26 protein-coding genes are annotated in these 23,508 nt (G+C 60.1%); 19 read left to right on the forward strand and 7 right to left on the reverse strand.

Translation table 11 applies throughout. From position 1 onward, the window contains the following. The first annotated feature begins 29 nt into the window (after positions 1–29). From petA to KG722_RS12310, 7 genes are all read left to right on the forward strand, one after another. The gene (gene petA / locus KG722_RS12280) at positions 30–593 is read left to right on the forward strand and encodes a ubiquinol-cytochrome c reductase iron-sulfur subunit (protein WP_213272072.1); all 564 of its coding nucleotides are present in this window, start codon (positions 30–32) and stop codon (positions 591–593) included. Between the two features lie 15 nt (positions 594–608). Next, positions 609–2,069 (forward strand): cytochrome b N-terminal domain-containing protein, encoded by a 1,461-nt coding sequence (locus KG722_RS12285; protein ID WP_213272073.1) that lies wholly within the window; start codon positions 609–611, stop codon positions 2,067–2,069. 25 nt (positions 2,070–2,094) lie between these two features. Further along, complete coding sequence (locus KG722_RS12290; protein WP_213272074.1) at positions 2,095–3,057, forward strand: cytochrome c1; 963 nt, start codon at positions 2,095–2,097, stop codon at positions 3,055–3,057. Between the two features lie 15 nt (positions 3,058–3,072). Next, a complete protein-coding gene (locus KG722_RS12295) occupies positions 3,073–3,558 on the forward strand; it encodes a GNAT family N-acetyltransferase (protein WP_213272075.1) in 486 nt (161 codons plus the stop codon). A gap of 13 nt (positions 3,559–3,571) precedes the next feature. Beyond that, positions 3,572–4,450 (forward strand): S-methyl-5'-thioadenosine phosphorylase, encoded by an 879-nt coding sequence (mtnP, locus tag KG722_RS12300; RefSeq protein ID WP_213272076.1) that lies wholly within the window; start codon positions 3,572–3,574, stop codon positions 4,448–4,450. A 70-nt stretch (positions 4,451–4,520) separates the two neighbouring features. After that, positions 4,521–5,531, forward strand: coding sequence for a hypothetical protein (locus KG722_RS12305; RefSeq protein WP_213272077.1), 1,011 nt, complete (start codon positions 4,521–4,523; stop codon positions 5,529–5,531). Continuing rightward, on the forward strand, positions 5,500–5,985 hold the full coding sequence (locus tag KG722_RS12310) for a nuclear transport factor 2 family protein (protein ID WP_213272078.1): 486 nt from the start codon (positions 5,500–5,502) through the stop codon (positions 5,983–5,985). Before KG722_RS12305 ends, KG722_RS12310 begins: the two co-directional genes overlap by 32 nt. A gap of 78 nt (positions 5,986–6,063) precedes the next feature. Here KG722_RS12310 and KG722_RS12315 read toward each other — a convergent pair whose 3' ends face one another. The 4 genes from KG722_RS12315 to KG722_RS12325 form a co-directional block, all read right to left on the reverse strand. Then, entirely contained in the window at positions 6,064–6,603 is a 540-nt protein-coding gene (locus tag KG722_RS12315; protein ID WP_213272079.1) for a fasciclin domain-containing protein, read from the reverse strand. A 204-nt stretch (positions 6,604–6,807) separates the two neighbouring features. After that, on the reverse strand, positions 6,808–7,062 hold the full coding sequence (locus KG722_RS15495) for a fasciclin domain-containing protein (RefSeq protein WP_366910250.1): 255 nt from the start codon (positions 7,060–7,062) through the stop codon (positions 6,808–6,810). Next, positions 6,954–7,241, reverse strand: a complete 288-nt coding sequence (locus KG722_RS15220; protein ID WP_300998491.1) for a hypothetical protein — start codon at positions 7,239–7,241, stop codon at positions 6,954–6,956. The genes KG722_RS15495 and KG722_RS15220 overlap by 109 nt, the downstream gene beginning before the upstream one ends. Positions 7,242–7,436: 195 nt before the next feature. Then, a complete protein-coding gene (locus KG722_RS12325) occupies positions 7,437–7,976 on the reverse strand; it encodes a fasciclin domain-containing protein (protein ID WP_213272080.1) in 540 nt (179 codons plus the stop codon). 229 nt (positions 7,977–8,205) lie between these two features. Here KG722_RS12325 and KG722_RS12330 point away from each other — a divergent pair, with 229 nt between their 5' ends. The 9 genes from KG722_RS12330 to KG722_RS12370 all read left to right on the forward strand — a co-directional run bounded on the left by KG722_RS12330 (position 8,206) and on the right by KG722_RS12370 (position 17,288). Continuing rightward, on the forward strand, positions 8,206–8,898 hold the full coding sequence (locus tag KG722_RS12330; RefSeq protein ID WP_300998492.1) for a molecular chaperone DjiA: 693 nt from the start codon (positions 8,206–8,208) through the stop codon (positions 8,896–8,898). Between the two features lie 90 nt (positions 8,899–8,988). After that, positions 8,989–9,273 carry a hypothetical protein gene (locus KG722_RS12335; RefSeq protein WP_213272082.1) on the forward strand — a complete coding sequence of 95 codons (285 nt, stop codon included), beginning with the start codon at positions 8,989–8,991 and terminating at the stop codon, positions 9,271–9,273. 68 nt (positions 9,274–9,341) lie between these two features. Next, positions 9,342–9,755 (forward strand): NUDIX domain-containing protein, encoded by a 414-nt coding sequence (locus KG722_RS12340; RefSeq protein WP_213272083.1) that lies wholly within the window; start codon positions 9,342–9,344, stop codon positions 9,753–9,755. Positions 9,756–9,956: 201 nt separating this feature from the next. After that, a complete protein-coding gene (locus tag KG722_RS12345; RefSeq protein WP_213272084.1) occupies positions 9,957–10,508 on the forward strand; it encodes a cytochrome c family protein in 552 nt (183 codons plus the stop codon). A gap of 101 nt (positions 10,509–10,609) precedes the next feature. Beyond that, positions 10,610–11,638 (forward strand): magnesium chelatase ATPase subunit I, encoded by a 1,029-nt coding sequence (bchI, locus tag KG722_RS12350; RefSeq protein WP_300998493.1) that lies wholly within the window; start codon positions 10,610–10,612, stop codon positions 11,636–11,638. 350 nt (positions 11,639–11,988) lie between these two features. Then, complete coding sequence (locus tag KG722_RS12355; RefSeq protein WP_213272086.1) at positions 11,989–13,413, forward strand: VWA domain-containing protein; 1,425 nt, start codon at positions 11,989–11,991, stop codon at positions 13,411–13,413. A gap of 10 nt (positions 13,414–13,423) precedes the next feature. Then, a complete protein-coding gene (bchO, locus tag KG722_RS12360; protein ID WP_213272087.1) occupies positions 13,424–14,323 on the forward strand; it encodes an alpha/beta fold hydrolase BchO in 900 nt (299 codons plus the stop codon). Next, positions 14,320–15,639: a DUF3422 family protein gene (locus KG722_RS12365; RefSeq protein ID WP_213272088.1), complete on the forward strand. Its 1,320-nt coding sequence runs from the start codon at positions 14,320–14,322 to the stop codon at positions 15,637–15,639. The genes bchO and KG722_RS12365 overlap by 4 nt, the downstream gene beginning before the upstream one ends. 92 nt (positions 15,640–15,731) lie before the next feature. After that, on the forward strand, positions 15,732–17,288 hold the full coding sequence (locus KG722_RS12370) for a phytoene desaturase (protein ID WP_213272089.1): 1,557 nt from the start codon (positions 15,732–15,734) through the stop codon (positions 17,286–17,288). A gap of 12 nt (positions 17,289–17,300) precedes the next feature. On the opposite strand, the gene crtD is transcribed toward KG722_RS12370, so the two are convergent. Together crtD and KG722_RS12380 are read right to left on the reverse strand one after the other, a co-directional pair. Beyond that, positions 17,301–18,779 carry a 1-hydroxycarotenoid 3,4-desaturase CrtD gene (gene crtD, locus KG722_RS12375; protein ID WP_213272090.1) on the reverse strand — a complete coding sequence of 493 codons (1,479 nt, stop codon included), beginning with the start codon at positions 18,777–18,779 and terminating at the stop codon, positions 17,301–17,303. Beyond that, a complete protein-coding gene (locus tag KG722_RS12380) occupies positions 18,779–19,384 on the reverse strand; it encodes a hypothetical protein (protein WP_366910251.1) in 606 nt (201 codons plus the stop codon). The genes crtD and KG722_RS12380 overlap by 1 nt, the downstream gene beginning before the upstream one ends. A 190-nt stretch (positions 19,385–19,574) precedes the next feature. On the opposite strand from KG722_RS12380, the gene KG722_RS12385 reads away from it, so the two are divergent. Then, a complete protein-coding gene (locus KG722_RS12385) occupies positions 19,575–20,948 on the forward strand; it encodes a cytochrome P450 (RefSeq protein WP_366910239.1) in 1,374 nt (457 codons plus the stop codon). On the opposite strand, the gene KG722_RS12390 is transcribed toward KG722_RS12385, so the two are convergent. Continuing rightward, a complete protein-coding gene (locus KG722_RS12390; RefSeq protein WP_213272093.1) occupies positions 20,939–22,108 on the reverse strand; it encodes an ATP-grasp domain-containing protein in 1,170 nt (389 codons plus the stop codon). The genes KG722_RS12385 and KG722_RS12390 overlap by 10 nt on opposite strands. Positions 22,109–22,283: 175 nt before the next feature. On the opposite strand from KG722_RS12390, the gene KG722_RS12395 reads away from it, so the two are divergent. Together KG722_RS12395 and KG722_RS12400 are read left to right on the forward strand one after the other, a co-directional pair. Further along, entirely contained in the window at positions 22,284–23,333 is a 1,050-nt protein-coding gene (locus KG722_RS12395) for a phytoene/squalene synthase family protein (protein ID WP_213272094.1), read from the forward strand. Positions 23,334–23,346: 13 nt separating this feature from the next. Continuing rightward, positions 23,347–23,502 (forward strand): hypothetical protein, encoded by a 156-nt coding sequence (locus KG722_RS12400; RefSeq protein WP_213272095.1) that lies wholly within the window; start codon positions 23,347–23,349, stop codon positions 23,500–23,502. Positions 23,503–23,508: the final 6 nt, after the last annotated feature.

Raw genomic sequence — 23,508 nt, forward strand, 5'->3', positions numbered from 1 at the left:
AACGCCACGCACCAGGGACGGATAGACACGTGACGACAGAGACCCATGACGAGGCGGTCGATGAAGACCGCCGCAACTTTATTCACATCGCCACAGGCTCCGTCGCGCTCGGCGGCGCCGCCATGTTCGCCTGGACGCTGGTTGACCAGTGGAACCCGGCTGCTGACACGCGCGCGGCATCCGCGCTCGACGTCGACGTATCCAAGGTTCCGCTCGGCGGCGAGATCCGCATCCTGATCGGCGGCAAGCCGTTCTTCGTGCGCCATCGCACCCCGGCTGAAATTTCGGCGGCCGAATCAGTCAACATCTCGATCCTGCCAGATCCGGAGAGCGATGAAGCCCGTCTCCGCCCGAAAGCCGATGGGTCGCTGAACAAGGCAATCCTTGTTACGTCGGGCGCCTGTACGCACCTCGGGTGCGTGCCGGTCGGCCCGTCCCAGGGCAACACGGGTGACTATGGCGGCTGGTACTGCCCCTGCCACGGCTCGCACTACGACACGTCCGGCCGTATCCGCAAAGGTCCTGCCCCGTCGAACCTTCCCGTCCCGAACTATCGCTGGGTCTCTGACTCGGTCGTCAACATCTCCCTCTGAGAAGGACACCTTTAGATGAGCGGACATGAATCCAAGTACACGCCGAACTCAGCCTTTGAGCGCTGGCTAGACACTCGCCTGCCGATCATTCGCTTTGCGAATGATACGATTATCACTTTCCCGACCCCGAAGAACCTCAATTACTGGTACGTCTTTGGCGGTATTCTCGCGGTCTGCCTGGCGATCCAGATCATCACCGGCGTCATCCTGGCAATGCACTATGAAGCCAGCGTCGATGGCGCGTTCGCGTCGGTCGAGCGCATCATGCGCGACGTGCCGTATGGCTGGTTGCTGCGCTACATCCATGCCAACGGCGCGTCGATGTTCTTCCTGGCTGTTTACCTCCACATGTTCCGCGGACTCTATTACGGGTCCTACAAGGCGCCTCGCGAAGTGCTGTGGATCATCGGCTGCGTAATTTATCTTCTGATGATGGCCACCGCCTTTCTCGGCTACATGCTGCCCTGGGGCCAGATGTCCTATCACGGTTCGAACGTGATCACCGGCCTCTTCGGCGCTATCCCGCTCGTAGGTGAAAGCATCCAGATCTGGCTGATGGGCGGCCCTTCGATCGGCAACCAGACGCTCCAGCGTTTCTTCTCGCTGCACTATCTGCTGCCCTTCATGATTGCCGGCGCGGTTATCCTGCACATCTGGGCGCTGCACGTTCCGGGTAATACAAACCCGACCGGCGTCGAAGTGAAAGATGTCGAAAAGGACACCGTTCCCTTCCACCCATATTACACGGTCAAGGATGCGTTCGCGATCGCGATCTTCCTGATCATGTTCGCCGTGTTCGTGTTCTATGCGCCAGGCGTACTTGGCCACGCCGACAATTACATCGAGGCCAACGCCCTGGTGACCCCGGCCCACATCGTTCCGGAATGGTATCTGTTGCCGTTCTACGCGATCCTGCGCGCAATCACCTTCGACCTTGGGCCGATCGATGCAAAACTCCTCGGCGTGATCTTCATGTTCGCCGCCATCGCAGTGCTCTTCCTGCTGCCCTGGCTCGACACGTCGAAGGTCAAATCGATGCGCTACCGTCCGGTCGCCCGCCAGTTCTTCTTCGGCTTCGTGGTGGTCTGCTTCCTCCTTGGCTGGTGCGGTGCTGCCAACCCGGACGCCGCCGTCATCCCGGCTCTGCAGGGCGAACCCAGCCTCGTCGTGAACTACACAGTTGATGGCGCGCCGGCTTCGGCGACCTACAGGGGCGGAGCTGAGGCCTTTGAGCAGGCCAAGGCCTTCATGGCGAGCCTGCCGGAGGGTACCAATGCCAGCCTGGCGGCGGTCCCGGCACCGACCTTCGCCTTCCGCCACCTGTCGCTGATCCTGACCTTCCTGTACTTCGGCTACTTCGCAGCCTTGTTCTTCATCGGCCTGACCGAGAAGCCGAAGGCACTTCCAGAATCGATCCATAAATCCGTGCTGAAGCGTAAGCCCAAGGAAATGGGCAACGCAGTGCCGGCTGAGTAAGATGCAAGCTGGGGAAAGAACGAAAATGAAAACCTTCCGCATCCTCGCTGCCGGCCTCGTTGGCCTCGCCTTTGCGGGCCTCGCCCATGCGGCGGGCGGCTCCAAACATCCGCATGGTCCTGAAGCTGGCTGGCCGTTCGAAGGCTTTACCGGCCAGTATGACAAGGCCTCTGTCCAGCGCGGCTATCAGGTTTACAAGCAGGTCTGCGCCAGCTGTCACGGCATGAAGCTGCTGAGCTATCGCAATCTGGGCGAGCCCGACGGCCCGTTCTACGATCCGGCCTTCCCAAATCCGAACGACAACCCGTTCGTGAAGGCGCTTGCGGCCGAAAACGAAGTCATGAACGCCACGCCCAACGATGCCGGCGAATTCGAGTTCCGCCCGGCAGTGCCGGCCGACCGTTTCCGCAGCCCGTTCCCGAATGATGCTGTGGCCCGGGCAGCCAATGGCGGCGCCCTGCCGCCAGACCTTTCGGTGATTGTCAAAGCGCGTCACTACGGCGCCGACTATATCTACAGCCTGATGACCGGATATCCGGATTTCTCACTTTATGAGGACCGGATCATCGAGGAAAATGGCGAGACGATCTATCAGACCGTCATCGACATGGCGAAGTTCGAAAAACTCGGCAGCTACAAGCCCGACCATGGGCCTGCGCACATGATCCAGCCTACCGGTCAGTATTACAACCCTTACATGGCCGGGGACGCGACGCCCAACTTCCTGGGCGATCCGCGTCACACGCCGCCAGGTGGTTTCCTGGCAATGGGGCCGCAGCTGCCAGACGGCCGCGTCGAGTATACCGACGGCACCGAAGCAACGACCTCTCAGATGGCCTATGATGTGGCCCAGTTTCTGGCGTGGTCGGCAGAACCCAAGCTCGAAGCGCGTAAGCGCACGGGCCTTGCCACGATGGTCTTCCTGCTGGTCCTCACAACGCTGCTCTGGTTCTCCTACAAGCAGATCTGGCGCAAGGTTGAGCACTAGTCTCTCCACCGCAGCATGACACCTTCGATAGCCATCCGCAGGGCCGCCCCTTCGGATGGCTTTCTCGTTGAGGGGCTGACCCGCCGCATTTGGACCGGCCGGGTGTTGGCTGAGTCCACCGTCTTCCGCGAAGCACCCGAAACCGACGCCGCTCAGATCACGAAAGGTGGGGCGGTCATACTGGAAATCGACGGCGTGCCTGCAGGTTCCGGCTGTTGGGTCGCCGTGCCCGGCCCGGCGGGGTTGGGACACTGGATGAAAGTCAAACGCATCGGCGTCCTTCCCGCCTTCGCTGGTCAGGGCTTGGGCGCGCTGATCCTGCAAGCTCTCGAAGAAATGGACCGGGAAGAGGCTAAGGCCGGCGCCCAGCTTGCCATCCGCCGCCTGATCGACTTCTGCGCCCGCCTTGGCTACGTCCTTGCAGGAGATGTCGAGCTGACAACCCACAACCCCCTCTCGCCCCCGCCCACCGGCATGCGAAAGTGGTTCAAAAAGACGTAGCAGAGGAGCGCGCATGAGCGGCTGGAAACTCGGGATCATCGGCGGCTCCGGCCTCTATGCGCTGGACGGTCTGGAAGACCGGCGCGAGTTCGAGATGACAACGCCTTGGGGAGCCCCCTCTGACACCCTCGTCTCCGGCCGCACAGGTGAGGTCGAACTGGTGTTTCTCCCCCGCCATGGCAGAGGCCACCGCCTCACGCCCACAGACGTGCCCTACCGCGCCAACATCGCCGCCCTGAAGATGGCTGGTGTTACCGACGTTCTCTCCATCTCCGCCTGCGGCTCGCTGCAGGAGCAATACGCGCCCGGCGATGTCGTGGCCGCCGACCAGTTCATCGATCGGACCGTCTTGCGCGAGAAGACCTTCTTCGGCGCCGGACTGGTCGGCCATGTCTCGATGGCCCATCCCGTCTGCGCCCGCCTTTCGGCGCTCGCGGCAGATGCCATGGAAGCGGCCGGCGGCACGGTTCATCGCGGCGGCACCTACCTCGCCATGGAAGGCCCGCAATTCTCCTCGCTCGCCGAAAGCCGGCTTTACCGCCAATGGGGCTGCGACGTGATCGGTATGACCAACATGCCCGAAGCCAAGCTTGCACGGGAAGCCGAGCTTCCCTACGCCACCCTGGCCATGGTCACCGATTATGACTGCTGGCGGGCCGATACAGAGGCCGTCACGGTCACCAATGTGCTCGAAATCATGGCGCAGAATACCGCGCTTGCCCGCCGTGCCATTCTTCAACTCGCCCATGGCTTAAGTGGAACGCCGCGTACGCCGTCACCGCAGGGCATTGAAACCTGTCTGGATTTTGCCCTCATTACCTCGCCAGACCTACGCGATCCTGTCATGATTGATAAGTTGCAGGCGATTGCAGGGCGCGCGCTCGGCGTTTAGAAGTTGGTAACGTCTGGTGAAAGCCAGGCGCGCGCTGGCCCCTTCCGGGCCCGTCGCAGGGGGACTCAGAATGAGCGAAGCACAATTTCAAACCTTTCTGACCGGCGGCCTGGCCCTGCTGATCGCGCTGATGACGCTGGTGGCGTGGAATCTCTGGCGAATGCGCCAGGAGGCCAGCGCCGGCGCAGCGTCGGCGCTGGGAGGCATCGCCCATGAATTGCGGGTCAACCTGCACCGTATGATCAGTGAGCTCTCGCAGGTCGCTCACCATCCGGGCATCGGACCGGACGTGATCCTCCCTGTGCGCAGTCCCCAGCTCGATGGCGTTACCGGCTCCCTGATCAATGCCAATCGCAACGGCATAGCCGTTATTGGGAATACCTATCAGGAAATCGAGGCCCGCAAGCTTGGCCTGCGGGCAGTCCTCGCTCAGGGCAGGGCGCCTGAGACCGAGCTGGACGACGCCATGGACGCTGCGATCAACGGCATTGCCGCGCTCTATATCTGGGAAGTCCACAAAGGCGCTCTGCCCGCCGAGATCGGCCGGGTGCGCAGCTGGTCGGTGCGTGAATGGATGAAGGACAAGAATTTCCGGGCGGAAGCTTTCCCGGGCATGCATCTGCGCGACGAAGTCGTCGAGCGGCTGCGCCTCTATGGTCTTGAGCTGACCCCGCGGCCGCTGACGCATACCGCGTGGGAGTACTACTCCATGCAGTATGATCGCCACGCCGATGAGCAAGGCCCGCTCGGACGCCGCCGCGTGGAGAAGGAAAAGCCCGAAGGCAAGGGCGGCCTCTTCGGCTTTGGCCGCAAGAAGGAAAAAAATGCTGCCGAGGCGGAACCGCCTGAACCCGAAGAAACCGCTGTCACGGCCTCTTACGAGGAAGATAATGCTCAGGAGACGCTCCCTCCGGGCAATGAATACGCCGCTGCGGACGGTTCCGAAGAGGTGGCAGCTTATGACGCGGCCAAAGAGACCGATGAAGCCAATGACGGTGCCGGCGTCGATGAGGCCGGCGATGACATTCGCGATGAAGAAGGCCCCGCCAATGACCCAAACGATCCTTCGCGTACCAACTAGACTTTCTGCGGCCCTTTTTGGCGCCGCCTTTCTCGTCCTGGCAGCGTGCGCATCATCCGGTGTCAGCCCGGCGGCGGAGGCTGCCGAAGAAGCCGCGATCCTGTCCCTGCTCGAGGCCCAGGATGTTGCTTGGAACGCGGGCGATATTGAAGGCTTCATGGCCGGTTACTGGCGCTCGCCGAACCTGCGCTTTGCTTCGGGCGGCAACATCACCCGCGGCTGGGATAAGACACTCGCCCGATACAAGGCCCGGTATGGCACAAGCTCAGAGATGGGCACGCTGACGACGTCAGATCATGAGATCGAGATCCTGTCCGCCGACGCCGCGATCGCTCATGGCAAATGGCACCTCGACTGGAAAGGAGAGCAGCCCTGGGGTCTCTATACTCTCGTCCTGCGCAAGGTGGACGGTGCGTGGGTGATTGTGTCTGACACGACCACATCTGCCGAGTAGATACTCCGAAAAGCGGAAGCCCCGCCTGGATTTCAGGTCCAGACGGGGCCCACAACCGGGGTATTCCCCGGCCGCCCTTTACCGAGCGGGCAGAAGAACAGTATCGATGGCGTGGATCACGCCGTTCGAAGCTTCGATGTCGGACAACGTCACTGCCGCGTTGTTTACCCGGACGCCGGATATCGGATCAGAGGCATCGATGGCGAGCGGACCGTTGAGGGTCTGCGCCGTCAGTTTCTGGTCTCCGATATCTGCGGTTGTCAGCTTTTGCCCGGAAATAACATGCATCCTGAGCAGACTGATCAACTGGTCCCGGTTCTCCGGCTTCAGGAGAGAGTCAACGGCCCCCGCAGGCATTTTTGCAAACGCGGCATCTGTCGGCGCGAACACAGTGAAGGGACCAGCCCCCTTGAGTTCTTCCTGCAGACCCGCAGAGTCAGCCGCTTCCAGAAGTGTGGCGAATGCGCCGGTCCGCTCTGCAGCTTCCAGCAGATCGCCGTCATCCTGCGCTGAAGAATACTGAGCTATCGGGATCAACGGACCTGCAAGCGATCCGCCAGCATATGCTGGCATCGAGACCATCAAGACAGCCATCGCGGCTGAAATACACATCTTCATATCTTTTTCCTTTCACGCAAACAGCGGGCCCTGTTTCAGGCCGGTGTATGAAACGGACGGAGAGAGGGCGGGATGGTTCCCGAACCTGTCCGGGCTTTAATCTGCGTTGTCAGCCTGCAGGCAGAAGCAGAGTGTCGATTGCCAGGACGACACCGTTCGAGGCCCGGATGTCCCGACCATCGACAACCATCGCATTTACCCAGACTACGGCAGAGGGATCCGTGCCATCAATTGCTGACCATTGGCCTTCTCGGCTATGATGGCTTCATCGGCGACAACTTGCATCCTGAGCAGAGCAATCAGCTCCGCCCGATTTTCAGGGCGCGTCAGGGTTTCCATGACGCCTGCGGTCAGCTTGGCAAAGGCCTCATCTGTTGGCGCAAAAGCAGTGTATTTGCCCGGCTGTCGCAGCCGTCGTCTGCGCCGGCCGCTTCCACAGCTGGGAGGAAAGTCGAGAATTTTCCTGCTCCAACGGCTTTGCCGAGCAGGGTATCAGAAGTATTCGGATCAAGGGCGGCTAAGGCGCCGGACTGCCCAAGGCCAAACCCGGCAGTGACCGTTCCGGTTGAATCTGTTTCTGCCGGTGCTGGCAGGGCGATCAATAAGGCTGCACTGGTGGCAGCGAAAAATGATTTCATCCTCAATTCCTCCGACATGCCTCATCCGGGCTCGTTCTGTCTGAGGTGAAAACGGCGCGGCGTGGGAACCGTTCCCGAGGTCTCAAAGACCCTCCATGGAGGCGATGGGGCCTCGCCGGGTTGCAAAAAATGCCCGGGCGCAAAGGCCCGGGCAAAGTCAGGGGTAGGATGGAGGGGTATTGAGGCGCTGCGCGATCAGCTTGCGGGCAGAAGCACCGTGTCGATCACGTGAATGATGCCATTGGAGGCCCTGATGTCTGCCGTGATAACGGTCGCGCCATTGACGCGGACGCCGTCGGTTCCATCGATCGAAACCGTGCCATTGAGTGTTTCGGCGTCCAGCATTTTCCCGGCGAGGTCGTTGGACTTAACTTTACCTGCGATCACGTGCAGCTTCAGGATGCCTGCGAGCGCGTCCCTGTTCTCTGGCAGAAGAAGCGACTCAACCGTGCCGGCCGGAAGTTTGGCAAAGGCTTCGTCGGTGGGCGCGAACACGGTCAGCGGACCTTCGCCCTTCAGAGCGTCAACCAGGCCAGCGGCCTCGGCAGCTGCCAGCAGCGTCGAGAAGCTTCCCGCGGCGGCTGCGGTTTCAACGATGTCGGAGGTAGGCTTAACGTAGTCGCCCTTTGCGGATTCAGCCTTTTCGGCTTTCTCACTCTTGTCGCCATGATGGCCGGCTGTGGCGGGCAGGGCGATCAGAAGCGCGGCAGCGGCCGCGGTAACGAGCATTTTCATGAGTCTGTCCTGTCTGTCTGAACATGCGCTGCCAGTATGGGCAGCTGATATCCTCTACGACATGAAATACGATATGGTTTGTATCATGACCGATCTTTAATGAACCGGTGCCCGGAACCACAGAAGCATCTGTCCGTAATCACGGGACATTTCACGGGCTTGTCAGAAACGCTCTCTGTCCAAAGCCCGCAATTGGCTGTTATAACTTGGTTTGCTCATGAGCCTTTGGATGACACTCCTCGAAAGTGGCCGGCGCCTGTTCGACCATGGACCTGACCCCGATCCGGCGCCGGGCCCTGAAGCCTGCGCGCCTGATGCCAATGATGTCGGGTTCACGGCAGCCGTTGTCGGCCTTGGCGCCAAGATGGCGATGGCTGACGGCCAGGTCACCGACCGGGAGATCATGGTGTTCGCCCGCGTCTTCCGTGCCCCGCCCGAGGAGGCAGAGAACGTCCGGCGGGTGTTCAATCTCGCCCGCCAGACAGTGAAGGGCTACGAATCCTATGCCCGGCGCATCGGGCGGCGCTACAGCCACCGACCATGCCTGCTGGAGGGCGTTCTCGATGGCCTCTTCCAGATCGCGGGGGCAGACGGCGTCGTAACCCAGCCGGAGCTGCAATACCTGCGCACGGTATCTGAAGCCTTCGGTTTCAGCGAGGCGACGTTCCGGCGCATTCGCGCCAGCCATCTCGGCCCAGACCGGGACGACCCCTACCACGTGCTCGGCGTGGCCCATGATGCAGAGTTCACAGACATCCGCCTGGCCTACCGGCGCCTGATGGCGGACCATCATCCTGACCGGATCGTACAGATGGGGGCTCCGCGGGAGTTTGAAGGCAGCCTCCATGCCAAGGCGGCGGCGATAACGGCTGCCTACGCCAAGATCCGCGCCGAGCGCGGCCTGCTGGTGCGTCAGGATTAAGCCCCTTTGCGGCAAATGGTGCGAAGATTGCCTTGCCTGCGTTGACGCTCCGCCATCATCGCGCCATCTTAATGGGTGAAAGTGATCCTCATGGTACAGACACGCGCCCCTTCCGATCCGATGACCAGCCTGATCTCCGCCCTTCGCGGGGCGGTTGCCCTGACCGCACAATTGCTCGCCGGCTTGATGCTGGTGCTGGTGGCAGGCCTCGTTGCTCTGGTCACCGCGATTGCCGGGATCACGCTCGCGGCAGCGGCCATCGCGATGCGCCTTTCTGCGTCGCGCAAGATGCGCCCGGCAAACAGCCCGGCGGTAACTGAAGTTGGCATTACCCTTGAAGCCCGCCCAACGCCGCGCGGCTGGACGGTAGAATAGTAAAAACAGATTGACACAACAAGGTGTCAATGAATTATCAGCATCGAAGCGTTCCGGAGAACGTTCTGATGAACGACCAGGCTGAACAGGTAATACTTGTAGATGAGGCGGACAGGGCTTTCAGCCCTGGCGGTAAGCTGCAAACTCACGAGCAAGGCCTCCTGCATCGAGCGTTCTCGGTATTCGTTTTCAATCACGCGGGAGAATGCCTGATCCAGAAGCGGGCATCGGGCAAATATCACTCCGCCGGCAAATGGGCCAACAGTTGCTGTGGCCATCCAAGGCCAGGCGAACCCACAGGCAAGGCTGCTGCGCGGCGGCTCACAGAGGAAACCGGACTTAAGGTGCCGCTCGTCTATGGTTTCAAGAGCAGGTATATCGCCAAGCTCGACAATCAGATGATTGAAAATGAGATCCCGCATCTGTTCTTTGGCCGCAGTTCTCAATCCCCCAGCCCAACCCTGAAGAAATCGAAGAGATAGAGTGGGTTACGCTCGAGGAACTTGAGCGGGATGCCCGCCTGAGACCGGATAGGTACGCTATCTGGCTACGCCACTATATGGATCGGCATTCGGTCGCGCTCCGTCTCTGGAGAGACCGGACTTTATTGGCCGCCTGATTCTTGGCGGCAAGACGGAATGAGCTATCTTCCCTCATAACAGGGTAAGAAAAGGAGGAACTAAATGCGCCAAACATTGCGTACACTGGCAGTCCCGGTACTGGGCGGCCTGGCAATCATTCTCGCTGCTTGTGGCGGGTCTGACACAAGCGCCCCGGCACCGGCACCTGCGACTGCGCCGGAAGAAGCAGCTCCCGCAGAGCCTGCGCCCGCAGAAACGCCACCTGCCGAACCGGCAGCAGAGGTCACAGCTGAGCCGACCGAAGCCTCAGCTCCGGCTGATCCGGCTGCTACAGGCTATGCGGCCTATACCGGCGATCCGGCGAAAGGAAAGCGTGTGTTCGCGCAGTGCATGACCTGCCATGCCGTGCAGGAAGGCCGGAACAATGTCGGCCCGTCGCTGTATCAGATTGTCGGCCGGGAATCGGGCACCATTCCCGGGTTCAAATATTCTTCAGCCAACGCCGAATCCAATGTCGTCTGGACCGAGGAAAATCTGTTTGAATACCTTGAAAATCCGCAGGCATACATTCCTGGCACCATCATGGTGTTTCCGGGTTTGCGCAATCCGCAGGACCGCGCAGACGTGATTGCCTATCTCAAGAACCCCACCTGATCACCTGAAACGCTCAATGAGCGCAAATTAAAGCCGCCTGATCCTGTCAGGCGGCTTTTATTGTATTCGAAGTTGACATACGCTGGTGTCAACCTGTGTTGATGCGAGGCCTGCTTGTGACTTTATTTCCCTTTGCGGCCATCGTGGGCCAGCAGGACCTGAAGGACGCGCTCATGATGGCCGCCATCGAGCCTTCCATCGGGGGCGTGCTGGCGCTGGGTGACCGGGGTACGGGGAAGTCCACCGCGATCCGTGCGCTGGCCGAACTACTGCCGGAAATCGACATAGTGAAGGGGTGCCGGTTCAACTGCGCGCCGGACTCGAGCGCCGGAATGTGCGAGGCATGTTCAAAGCCCGGAAGGCGCGCGACGCGGCGGGTCACGGCGCCGGTAGTGGACTTGCCTCTGGGCGCGACAGAAGACCGTGTGACCGGCGCTCTGGATCTTGAGCGCGCGCTTGCGCATGGTGAGAAGCAGTTTGAGCCTGGCCTTCTCGCGCGTGCTCACAGGGGCTTTCTTTACATCGACGAAGTCAATCTGCTCGATGACCATCTCGTGGACCTGCTCCTGGATGTCGCGGCCTCCGGTGAGAATGTTGTCGAACGCGAAGGGCTCAGCATCCGGCATCCTTCCCGCTTTGTGCTGGTAGGCAGCGGAAATCCTGAGGAGGGGGACCTGCGCCCTCAGCTACTGGACCGGTTTGGTCTTTGTGTAGACGTGCGCACGACATCGGAAATGAAAGAACGTATCGAGATTGTCCGGCGCCGCGATGCGTATGAGCGCAACCCGGATAACTTTATCGAAGTCTGGGCGGATGCAACGGGCGAGCTTCGGGAGCAGATCACCCGGGCGCGCGCCCTAATGGGTTGCATAGAAGTGCCCGAAGCGATCCTGGAAAAGGCTGTCGAGCTTTGTTGCAAACTCGGGGCGGACGGTCTGCGGGGAGAGTTGACGCTGCTGCGCGCAGCCCGGGCGCGGGCGGCGCTCGATGGGGCAGAAACTGTTTCGGAGGAAATGCTGAAGTCGGTGGCCGTTTCCGCGCTGCGCCACAGGTTGCGGAAGGATCCGCTGGACGACACGGATGCTTCGGTGCGTGTCGAACGCGCGATGGCGGAAGTTCTTGTCTCATGATACTGCCCGGCCACCTCGATGAAGCAAAAGGACTATGCCGGGAAACACTTGCCTCACTGCAAACAGAAGCTGCCCGCAAGGCTGACCTTATGCTGGCGCTGGCCTCGCTGCTGCCGTCGCGAACTGGCGGCCTCATCGTCGATGGGGCCTCTCCAGATGCGGCGGCGCAACTCAGCCAAAAGCTTTCCGGCTGGACAAGCACCAAAGCCCGCGCCAGGCGCCTGCCGGTTGGTATATCGGATGACGGGCTTTCTGGCGGCCTGGACCTGGCGGCGACGCTTGCGGCAGGGCGCCCGATAACACAGACAGGTATACTTTCTGCCGCAGACGGAGGATGTATCGTCATTCCGATGGCGGAGCGATTACCGCGGCGAACGGCTGCCCAGATTTCGCGCGCCGTGGATTGTGCTGGCATTTCGATTGAACGCGAAGGCATTTCGCTGAGCGCGCCAGCGCGGTTTGTCCTCCTCCTTCTCTCGGACACAGCTGATGAGAGCGAAAGCGTTCCTGATATTCTGGCGACACGCATTGCCTTCCGGCTGCAAGGTGCGTTCCTTCCGCCGCTGTGGGTGTCAACGATCGATGATGTCAGCCTTGGCAAAGCCCGGCAGGCTCTGGTGAATGTGGAATTGCCGGAGCGCTGCATCGAGGCGATGGCAACAGCCTGCGATACGCTGGGCATTTCCGATCTGCGTGTTCTGGACTTTGCCTGTGCCAGCATGCGGGGCATTGCCGCGCTTGCGGGTGCGTCCTGCGTGCAGGACGAACACGCTCAGCTTGCCGCAAGCCTCGTCCTCGGTCCTCGCGTAATGATGGTTGCCGATCCAGAAGACAGGGAACCGCCACCACCACCACCAGAAGCCGACCAGAAAGACAATGGCGGCGACGATCAACCGATGGATGATCTGGCAGAAATCATGATCTCCGCCGCCCGCTATGCGGCGCAAATTGATGCAGACGTGAAAAGACAAAAGAATCGCAGACGGATCAAAGGTGAGGTGGCGAGCGGAAAGTCCGGCGACATGATCGATTCATGGCAACGCGGATCTCGGATAGACGCCCGCGCCGGTGATCCTCGGCGGCAGGGACGGTTGGACCTCATCGCCACTTTGCGTGCCGCAGCGCCCTGGCAAAAGATCAGGCCCCGCAGGGAAGGGGGCGCAACGATTTCGATCCGGGCGACCGACTTCCGTCTGAAACGTTTCCGGCACAGATCCGAAGCTGTCGTCATTTTCGCGGTTGACGCTTCGGGATCTGCCGCCATGAACCGTCTCGCAGAAGCCAAGGGCGCCATCGAGTTTCTTTTGAGCGGTTGTTATGCGCGCCGCGAATCCGTAGCGGTTTTGGCTTTTCGCCGTCAGTCTGCTGAAGTCCTGCTTCCACCGACCCGGTCATTAACGCGTGTCAAGCGATCCCTTGCGGGCCTCCCCGGGGGCGGGGGGACACCCCTCGCTGCAGGTATTTCGGCGGCGCAGATTTTGAGCGAACAGGAACTGCGCCGCCGGCGAAGCCCCTACATCGTTTTTCTGTCTGATGGACAGGCCAATGTGGGGCTCGACGGCGCCAGTGGCCGCGAGGGCGCCTCGGCGGATGCCAACCGGATGGCGCGCCGCCTGAAAGGAGCGCATCTGCCCATTCTCTTTCTTGATACGTCGCGACGTCCCAATGCAGATGCCCGGCGGCTGAGCGAGGAAATGGGAGCGCTCTACCGCCCTCTGCCATTTGCGGACGGAAAGTCAGTTTCCGACACAGTCCGAAACGTATTGCTGAGTTGAGGGGAATGATATGACCCGATCTCTTGACTGGCTGAAAGAGGGGCCTGGCTGGCCTAATCGGGCGTTCAGCCGGTTTGTGGACGCCGGTAGCTGCCGGTGGCATGTCCAGCAGGCGGGCGCGGGGCCAAAGGTGCTTCTTATTCATGGGACCGGCGCCTCAACACATTCCTGGGCGGGTCTTTTCCCGGCGCTTGCCGGCAGTTGCGATGTCCTGGCCGCAGATCTGCCCGGGCACGCTTTCACCCGATCTGCCTCACCCGCAAACAGTTCACTTCCCGGAATGGCGGCTTCTCTTAAGGAGTTGCTCAGCCACACCGGCTTCCACCCCGATCATATCGTAGGGCATTCTGCAGGCGCCGCGATCGCCATTCGCCTTGCCGCAACAATGAACAGGCCGCCCAGAGCCATAGTGGGTCTCAATGGCGCTTTGCGGCCACTGCCCGGGATTGCCGGTCTGGCCGGGCCGATGATTGCGAAAGCCGTAACCATCAGCCCACTGATGGTATCTGCAATCTCAAGGAGCGCGCGTGATCAGGAGAGAGTCGCCCGCCTGATCCGGTCAACCGGGTCTGAGCCGTCAAGTCCGTATCTTGAAATCTATACGCGCCTGTTCGCCTCACCCTACCACGTGCGCGGCGCGATGCGCATGATGGCAAACTGGGACGTGTCGAGGATAGAATCAGACATCGACCGCGCCAATTGCCCGCTCGTGTTGATCACAGGTGATCGCGATCACGCAGTTTCCCCGACAGAAGCTGTGGCCTTGGCGCGCCGCGCGTCAAATGTTCAGCACGTTCCGCTTCGGGGTCTGGGACATCTCGCCCATGAGGAAGACCCCGAATTGCTTGCTGCCAAGATTCTCGCTGTTTTGGAGAGCTGCGACAGCAAACGGATGAAAGCGCACGTATGATCACTCTGCCCGAAAGCCACGGACAACGCTTTCATCTCAGCAATGAAGTGCATGCCCGCCCGCCGGAACCCCTCAGCGGGTCCGTGAAGCTGTCCTGCATCGCCCTTACGACGGGCTGGCCGTATTCGGACAAGGATCAGGAAGTTGTCGCGGAACTGACCCGCCGCTATGGCGCGACACCGCCCGGTCCGGGCGTCAAGCATTACAGTGTCGATTTGAAGGATTTTCGCCTGATCTGGGAGCGGCATACGGAGTTTACCCGATATACCTTCATTGTGCCGGCCAGAAACGGCGACGCGTTTTCGCCTTCAGCGATCAGCGCCGCACCAGCCGACTGGATCAAGTCTCTGCCGGGAGAGTTGATTGTTGCGACACATGCCGCGCTCCTTCCGGGCGATGGCGACATCCCGGCGACCGGCGCCCTTTCCGAGCAGTATTTCAGCTCGAATGCACTGATCGGCGCAGCCATTGCAGGGGACGCAGGCATCACCATCACTGATTTTCGTTTGCATGCAGACGGGTTCTCCAGGTTTCTGCTTCTGAACAGGACAATGACCCCCTGGCATGCGGGCCGTATCGTGCAGCGCCTTCTGGAGATCGAAACCTATCGCATCATGGCCCTGCTGGCTTTGCCGGTTGCGCAATCACTTGTTCCGAAACTCTCGGCCTGGGAGGCAGAACTCTCCGAAATCACCGAAGCCATGACACTGGCCGGTGTGGACGATGAAGCCAAACTCCTCAACCGTCTTACGGCCCTGGAAGCGGCGATCGAGAAAAGCCACACACAGACCCAGTTCAGGTTTGGCGCCGCCGCCGCCTATTACGCTCTCGTGCAGCGCCGGATCGGCGAACTGAGGGAAGAGCGCCTGACGGACATGCAGACGTTTCACGAGTTTACCGAGCGCCGGCTCGCTCCAGCAATGGAAACCTGCATTTCCATATCGCGCCGCCAGTCTGCACTTTCGGAGCGCGTCGACCGCGCCGCTCAGCTTCTCTCGGCCAAGGTGGACAAGGCCCTGCAGCTGCAGAACCGCCAGATCCTCGAAAGCATGAACACCCGCGCAGAACTACAGTTGCGGCTTCAACAGACCGTTGAGGGTCTCTCGGTGGCGGCGATTACTTATTACATGGTTGGAGTTGTTGGCTACTTCGCGGGCGGGCTGGCGGCGATCGGGATTGATGTTGATCCGAAGTTCGCGATGGGGCTCGCCGTACCTGTGGCGCTGGGTCTGGCGGTTTATGGCGTCTGGCGCACACGCAAGGAACTGGCTGGACATCGCGGCGCATCAGTAAGCAAGCCCTCGGGTTCTTCGTAATGGTTGGGCGCTTCAGCCGGAGAGACTATGTCTCAGGACGGGGGCGCCGGCGATGGGTAGGGGGTTAAGACGATCAATTTGGGAATGCGCTAATGAGAAGTGATGATACTGGCATAGGTTCTGCGGCGGCTCCGGAGGTCAATTCTGGGCGGCCACATGCTGTTGTCATTGGATCTGGTTTTGGTGGGCTGGCTTCAGCGATACGGCTTGCCGCCCGGGGCTACAGGGTCACCGTGCTTGAAAAGCTCGATGCGCCAGGTGGCAGGGCCTATACATTTCACCAGGATGGTTTCGTGTTTGATGCAGGCCCTACGATCCTGACAGCACCGCATTTGTTCCGGGAGCTCTGGGAGATCTGCGGTCGCAAATTTGAGGATGACATCGACCTCAGGCCAATCGATCCTTTCTATCGAATCCGGTTCAATGATGGCACTGCTTTTGAGGCGTGTGCGGATGAGGAACGGACGCGCGCTCAAATTGCCCGTCTGTGTCCAGAAGATCTGGAGGGGTATGAGCGTTTTAAAAAGGCCAGCGAAGAGATCTTTGCCGCAGCGTACACGCGCCTTGCCGAGGAGCCCTTTCATCGCCTGTCGACCCTTGTCAAGGCTGCGCCCGACATGATCCGCCTTGGGGGGATGCGTTCAGTCTACGCAAAGGTATCCGACTATTTCTCAGATGAAAGGCTCCGGATAGCTTTTTCCTTCCACCCTCTTTTCATTGGAGGCAATCCTTTTGCGGCGACCTCTTATTATTGTCTGATCTCGCATCTTGAACGTAAATGGGGCGTTCACTATGCGATCGGGGGCACAGGCGCGCTGGTGCGTGGTCTTGTGAAGCTGATAACTGAGCAGGGGAGCAAGCTGCGCTTCAACAGCGAGGTCGATGAGATTCTGACGCGGGAAGGCCATGTCGTCGGCATACGACTTATCAGCGGGGAAATCGTTTCCTGCGATCTCGTTGTATCAAACGCTGAAACAGGCTGGACGTATTCCAGGCTGCTTCGCAATACACCGCGCCGGGTCTGGACTGACCGAAAGGTTGCGGCAGCTGATTACTCGATGAGCTTGTTTGTCTGGTATTTCGGAACAAATCGCAGGTATGAGGACTGTCCCCATCACACGATTGTCCTGGGGCCGCGCTATGAAGGGCTGCTAAAGGATATTTTCAGGCGCAAGGTTCTGGCAGATGATTTCAGCCTGTACCTGCACAGGCCGACGGCCAGTGATCCATCATTGGCGCCAGAGGGTTGCGACAGTTTCTATGTCCTTTCGCCGGTGCCGAATCTCGACTCGCAGACTGACTGGGCCGTCAGTGCCGAGGAGTACCGAAACCAGATTGCAACCAGACTTGAGGAAGTCATGCTACCTGGGTTGAGGGACTCCATCGTGACTGAGCGGCTGATGACACCTGTCGATTTCAGGGAACGCCTTTTGTCCACAAAGGGGGCTGCTTTTGGCTTTGAGCCAAAACTTCTGCAAAGCGCGTGGTTCCGTCCGCATAATGTCAGTTCTGATGTGAAAGGGCTCTACCTTACAGGTGCAGGCACACATCCTGGCGCTGGTGTTCCAAGTGTTCTTTCCTCAGCAAAGGTTGTCGACAGGCTGGTTCCTGATGCGGCCGGATGGTGCCGGCAGGGTGCAGTTTCCTGATTCCAGGATAAACTACTCCAGGTCTTCAAGAAGCCTGGCCGCAGCCAGTCGGCCCGAGAGGGTTGCCATCGGCACGCCGGGGCCGGGATGGGCAGAGCCTCCGGCAAGGTAGAGGCCTGGTATGGATGTCCTGCTTCCGGGGCGGGCGAAGCTCGCCATCGGACCATGATTTGCAAGCCCGTAAAGGGCGCCTCCCGTGGCCGGGAACAGGCTGTTGAAGCCTTGTGGTCCGGTCATTACTGCCTTATCGGCATTGGCCTCAAGGATCAGGCCATGGCGCTTCAACTGATCATGCAGTTTGTCTGATGCAGACAGCCGGTCCTGTATTTCGGCTGAGTGAATATCACCATCGGCCGGCGCGTTGATCAGAAGGAGAAGACGTTCTTCGCCCTCTGGCGTTGTCTCTTGGAGGCGATCTTGTGCGCAGATATAGACTGTCGGGAAGGGTGTGATCTCCCGGCGCCGGAACACCGCATCAAATTCATCAGCATAGTCATCCCCGAAGAGGACGTTGTGATAGGCAAGTGGCCATCCGGTGGTCCTGGCGCGCAGACACCAAGTCACAGCTGACAGGGACCGCTGGCGGGCAGGTACGGTGCGTATCGGTGGTTTGTCGTTCTTTTCAAAAAGGCCTGATCCAAGTGCGGATACATCACCATTGAACACTATTGCGTCAGCCTCCAGTTCTTCGCCTGATTTCAGCCGGACGGCGCTGACCCGCCCTGCTCGAAGGCGGATGGCGTCGACTTCCTCTCCAAAACGAAACTGAGCACCGCCTGCTTCTGCAAGGTTTCGGATGGCGGTGGCGAGGGATTTCATTCCCTTCGGCAGAAGCCAGACGCCGTCCTGTTCGACATGGGCAATCAGCATCAAGGTGGCGGGCGCCCTGAAGGGAGATGAACCGACATAGGTGGCATAGCGCCCGAAAAGCTGTCTCAGCCTTGGGTCCTTGAAGTGATGCGATACCCTTGACCAGTATGTCTCGAAAGGACGTGTGCGCCAAAGCGCGGTCAGGCTGCCGATCCGATGCAGAAGCGCGATCGGCGACGGTTTCTGAGCCGACATGAAGCTGTCCTTCAGTGTCGTGTAGATTTGGCGGCACTCAGTCATGAAGGCAAGGTATCCGGCTGCCTCCTGCGGGCCCGCAAAGCTGCGAATCGCTTCGGCAGAGGCCATGATATCCGTATGAAGATCAAGACAGGTTCCATCCGGCCAGGAGTGCCGGGCCAGAAGGGGTGCCCGGATCATCTTCAGCGCGCAGGCGAAATCCTGCCCGCCCCGGGCAAAAAGTTCTTCAAACACCCAGCGCATTGTGAACACGGTAGGGCCTGCATCGATCAGGTGGGCCCCCACTTGCACCTGACGCATCTTGCCTCCTTCGCAGGCCTCCTTTTCGATAACGGTGACATCCATGCCCGAGTGGGCAAGGTCGCTCGCCGCGGCAAGACCGGCTGCTCCCGCGCCGATCACCAGTACGCGCCGCCGGACCATCAATTCCGGGCTCGCGACCGGGAACTGCGGATGTGCGCCGTGACGGCTCTCTGATGGTAGAGAATAAGGCCGAGCCCCACCGCAAGAGGCAGGGACCACAACAAGGGAGACAGAGCCAATTCGGGCATCAAGCGTACTGCCCCAAAAGCAAAAAAAGCAGTGTACACGGATATACCGGTTCCCACGAGTGCCTTGATATGTTCCGTCAGCCATTCAGTCTGAGACGGATTACTTCGGAGCATGAACCAGAGATTGGTGGCAACGGTGGCCAGTCCGATGGTCGACATCCCCATCATCATGAATTGCCCCAGGACAAGGCCCTGCACCGCGCAGTTTATACTAGCGACCATCAGGATGATCTGAGACGCAAGGTGTGGCGCGGATCGGTTTCTGGCATGTCTCATGCGGTTTGCGATGCAGGCTTGGCCATATATGGCCAGGTTCAGGGTCAGGGCTGCCAAGTACAGCATCATCCATCCGAATATACCGCGAATCATATCCTGGTCTTTGAAGACTGTATGCATTTGAAGGTGAGGGTGCGTGGCGGTCGGAAATGCCAGCGTCATGGTTGCCATCATCGCTGCCAGGCTGGCTGTAGCGAGCATCAGGATCACGAATAAGCGTCCTGATATCCTGTGCAGACGCCCCCCCTTGCGTGCGACCACTGGAAGCCAGAAACATATCAGGCCAGGTGCGCCGGTGATGATATGGAGAGCAATAAGCGTTTCGAAGGCATGGTGAATAGGCATGGATATGCTATATGTCCGGCATATGGTTGGAACACAGGCGTAGGCGTTGTCTGGCAGAAAGATCCGTGACAGCGATCCGCCGCGTCCTCGGCCTCTCTGGCCTGTCGCCGCACTCCTGCGGACGCTTTGGCAGGGGGAGGGTAATCTTCTGTCCCTCTTGCCGGCATCGGCTTACCGCGTGGCGTCCGGACCGCTTGGATACTCTCGCCGCTCGATAATCCTCTTCAATGATCCGATTTCCGTGCGCCAGATCCTGGAAGACCGTGAGGCTGTTTTTCCCAAGAGTGATCTCATGGTTGGGGCGCTTGAGGCGTTGATTGGAGAGTCCATCTTTGTCAGCGATGGTGAGAAGTGGCGCCGGCAGCGCGCCATGATCGACCCGGCCTTTTCCCATATGCGACTTTCTCTTGCCTTCAGGGCAATGAGGGGGGCGCTGATGGATCATGAGCGCCACCTCGACGGGCTGGCTCGATCGGGAGAACCTTTTTCCCTTGACCTTGCATTGAGCCATCTGACTGCAGACATTATTTGCAGGACAGTTTTTTCCGTGTCTCTGGATTCGTCGGTTGCCCGGGACGTTTTCCACGATTTCCTCGTATTCGAGCGCCATGTGGCCCAGGTAGGGATACTCCGCCTTATAGTGGATCCGGCCTGGAAAAAGGTTCCTCAGAAGCCGGACGTTCTTGCTGCCTGTACCCGGATCCGCGGGCATCTGGGAGCGCTTATTGACCGGCATGACGGCTCTGATGACATTGCTGCTGCGGTCATGGCTGCGCGCGATAAGCAGACCGATAAAGGGTTCAGCCGGGAGGAACTCATCGACCAGCTGGGTGTGTTCTTTCTTGCCGGTCACGAGACGACGGCCAGCGCGCTGACCTGGGCCTTCTATATTCTCGCCACGCGTCCTGATATCATGCAGCGGCTGCGAGCGGAGACCGAAAAGGTTACTGAAGGGGGCGATGTGGCCTTCGAGCACACGCGCCGAATGCCCTATGCGCGCGCGGTTTTTCAAGAGACATTGCGGCTTTATCCGCCGATAACCTTCATTCCGCGGGTAGCTTTGCGAGAGACGTTCATCGGCGGGCGCCGGATAAGGCGGGGGGCCCTTGTCATGATCGCACCCTGGACGCTGCACAGGCACAAGGTCCACTGGCGCCATCCCGATCGTTTTGATCCTGAGCGTTTCCTCCCGGGCGGCGACTTTGAACGTTCCCCGGGAGCTTTCATCCCGTTTGGTGCCGGACCGCACACCTGTGTCGGGGCAGGCTTTGCGACGGCAGAAGCCATACTTATCCTGGCAAGCCTGGCGCGGCGTTTCGATTTCGATGTCAGCCGTGCAGGTCCAGTCCGCCCGGTTGCGAGGCTCACGACACGGCCCGCGCGCGAAATAATGTGCACCCTTGCCCGGCATCATAGCTGATCTTTGGCGCCGTTACTGTCGGCCGGGCCCATCTCGGTCCAGACGATGTCGCGGGTTGCTGCCGTTCCCAGCGATGTGCCCGTCAGGGCCTGGCGCAGGACCGGCCAGGAAAGCGGCGTAAAAAGCAGGAAGGGCAAGGGATCTGAAACCCGGAACAGGACGTCCTTAGATGTCAGGAAGGCTTTCAGGCGACGATAAAATTCGCCCGGTCTGAACACTGATCCGTAGACTTGGAGAAGGGCTGTATGTGCCTCCTGAAAGCGGCGGCTGGGGCGCAGCTCTACCTCGTTGCTTTGTTCGGGAAACATCACAAGCCTGGCCAGCGCGTCAGGATCTGCGAAGTGTATGCCGCTGGTGAGGCGCGGGTTGCACTCGATTGCCTGTGCGATGCCATTTTCATCCTCAATGAAGTCGAAGGAGATAAAGCCGGAATAATTCTCGGCCTCGACGAAGTGTTCTACCCAGCGCTGGGCATGGGGGCAGTCATCGACGCGTTCAAAGCAGACGCTGACGGTCCCGGAATGGATAAGTCCGGTATAAAGAACCGTCCTAAGAACCTTTCCATTGCGGGCGATGGTAAAGGAACTGACGTGCCGCCCGGGAAGTCGGGTCTGCACGATCATGCCCGGTGCGCGGTCGGCCGTCGTCAGGGGGCTTGCCTGACGCCTGAGGGAAATGCCGATGCCGGAGCAACCATGCTGTGGCTTAACGATATAGTCACTCCGCAGCGCCAGCGCGTCAGCCTCCGGTGTATGGCCTTCAAATGTTTCCGGAACGGCGAGGCCAAGCCGGGCCGCTTGGCGATTGAATAAAAGCTTGTCGTGCAGGCGAACAATCTGCTGGTGATCCGGGCCAAATATCACGCAATTTTCCGGCAGGCGTGATGCCAGCCTGGTTACATGCAGCGCTTCTTCGGATACTGGAACGAGTATATCGACCTTCTCGGCTCTGATGATTTTCTCAACTGCGTCAAGATAGGCTACAGGATCGGTGTTGGGCGCCGGGACCCGGAAGCAGCGCTCCACGCTCCTTGAGGCCCGGCACACATGCAGGGCGAAGGGTTCGGCGATAAGGACCCGTGCCCCGAGGCCGCCCAAAGCACGAGCCAGTTCGAGTGCCTTTGGCAGACGGCCGAGTGTCAGAAGAACTGTCTTGGTCACCCTGTTACACCGAGCGTCAAATGAAATAGACACTTTTTGTGTAAAGCAAAAAGTGCACTGAATCCAGATGGCCTGAAAGCTTCCTGGCCTGTCAGAGTAGTCCGCAAGCTATTTTGACGGAGTTCGTCAGGAACAGCTTGCGGACTTCTGGATGGACAGGCAATAGTGTCATCCCATGTGGACAGAACTGTCTTTATCCTCTGATCTTGCCCCGCCGTCCAAGTTTGACTTGGCCGAATCTGCCCGTCTGATCCGGGAAGGCTCAAAGAGCTTTCATGCGGCGTCCCTGATCCTTCCGTCGGAGGTTCGCCAGGCAGCGCGCGCCCTCTACGCCTTTTGCCGGGTCGCCGATGATCGGATCGATGAAGGCCGGGATCCGCATGCGGCCCTTTCCAGCCTTCGCCGCCGGCTTGCTTCAGCCTATTCGAGGCGGCCGGAGGACAGCCCCGTTGACCGGATGTTTGCCTGGGTCGTGAGTGAGTACGCCATTCCGCGCGCCATCCCCGAGGCTCTGCTTGAGGGGTTTGCCTGGGACGCGGACGGACGCGTCTACCAGTCATTCGACGATCTGAAGGCCTACGCCGTCCGGGTTGCCGGAACAGTCGGCGTCATGATGGCACTGGTCATGGGCGAGCGGCGGCCTGACGCGCTCGCCCGGGCCATCGATCTCGGCATTGGCATGCAGCTGACCAACATCGCGCGCGATGTCGGCGAGGACGCCGCCGCCGGGCGGTGCTACCTGCCGGAAGACTGGCTTCAGGAGGCCGGTGTCTCCCGCGCCGACCTGTTTTCGGTTTCCGGCCCGGACCGCCAGATCCGCTCGCTTGTTCAAAGGACGCTGCAAGAAGCTGAAGGCTTTTATGTCTCGGGCTTTGCCGGAATAGACTATCTGCGCCCCGATTGCCGCACGGCAATCCGCGCAGCCGGCCTGATTTACAAGGACATTGGCCGCGTGATCGAGGCCAATGCGTTCGATTCGATCACCCGCCGCGCCGCTGTTTCGGCGGGCCGCAAACTCTTTCTTGCGTCACGCGCGGCGTGGCCGCAGCAGGCCGGGGCCCATCATTCCGAAGCGGAACCATCAGCACAATTCCTGTTGCAGGCGGTGGCCAGCCGCCCGCTCCCCGAGCTGCCTGGCGCTTCGTCTCCGGCAGGCTGGGCGTGGGTCATGGACCTTTTCCTGCAGATGGAGCGCCGGCGGGATGCCGGCTCCGTGATGGAATAGCTTGGGCAGCCTGATGCCGGAGTTTCATGCCCTCTTTCTGCTCGAGCTTGTCCTTTTCAGCGGCGCCGCATTGGCCTGGGGCTTCTGGGAACTCTGGCAGACAGACAAGGCCATCAAGAAAACCAAGGAAGAAGAAGAGGCAGAGCGGCGCGCCGACGGTCCGGTTTGACGCGCC

It is taken from the genome of Hyphomonas sp., from assembly GCF_018402285.1.
Taxonomy (GTDB): domain Bacteria; phylum Pseudomonadota; class Alphaproteobacteria; order Caulobacterales; family Hyphomonadaceae; genus Hyphomonas.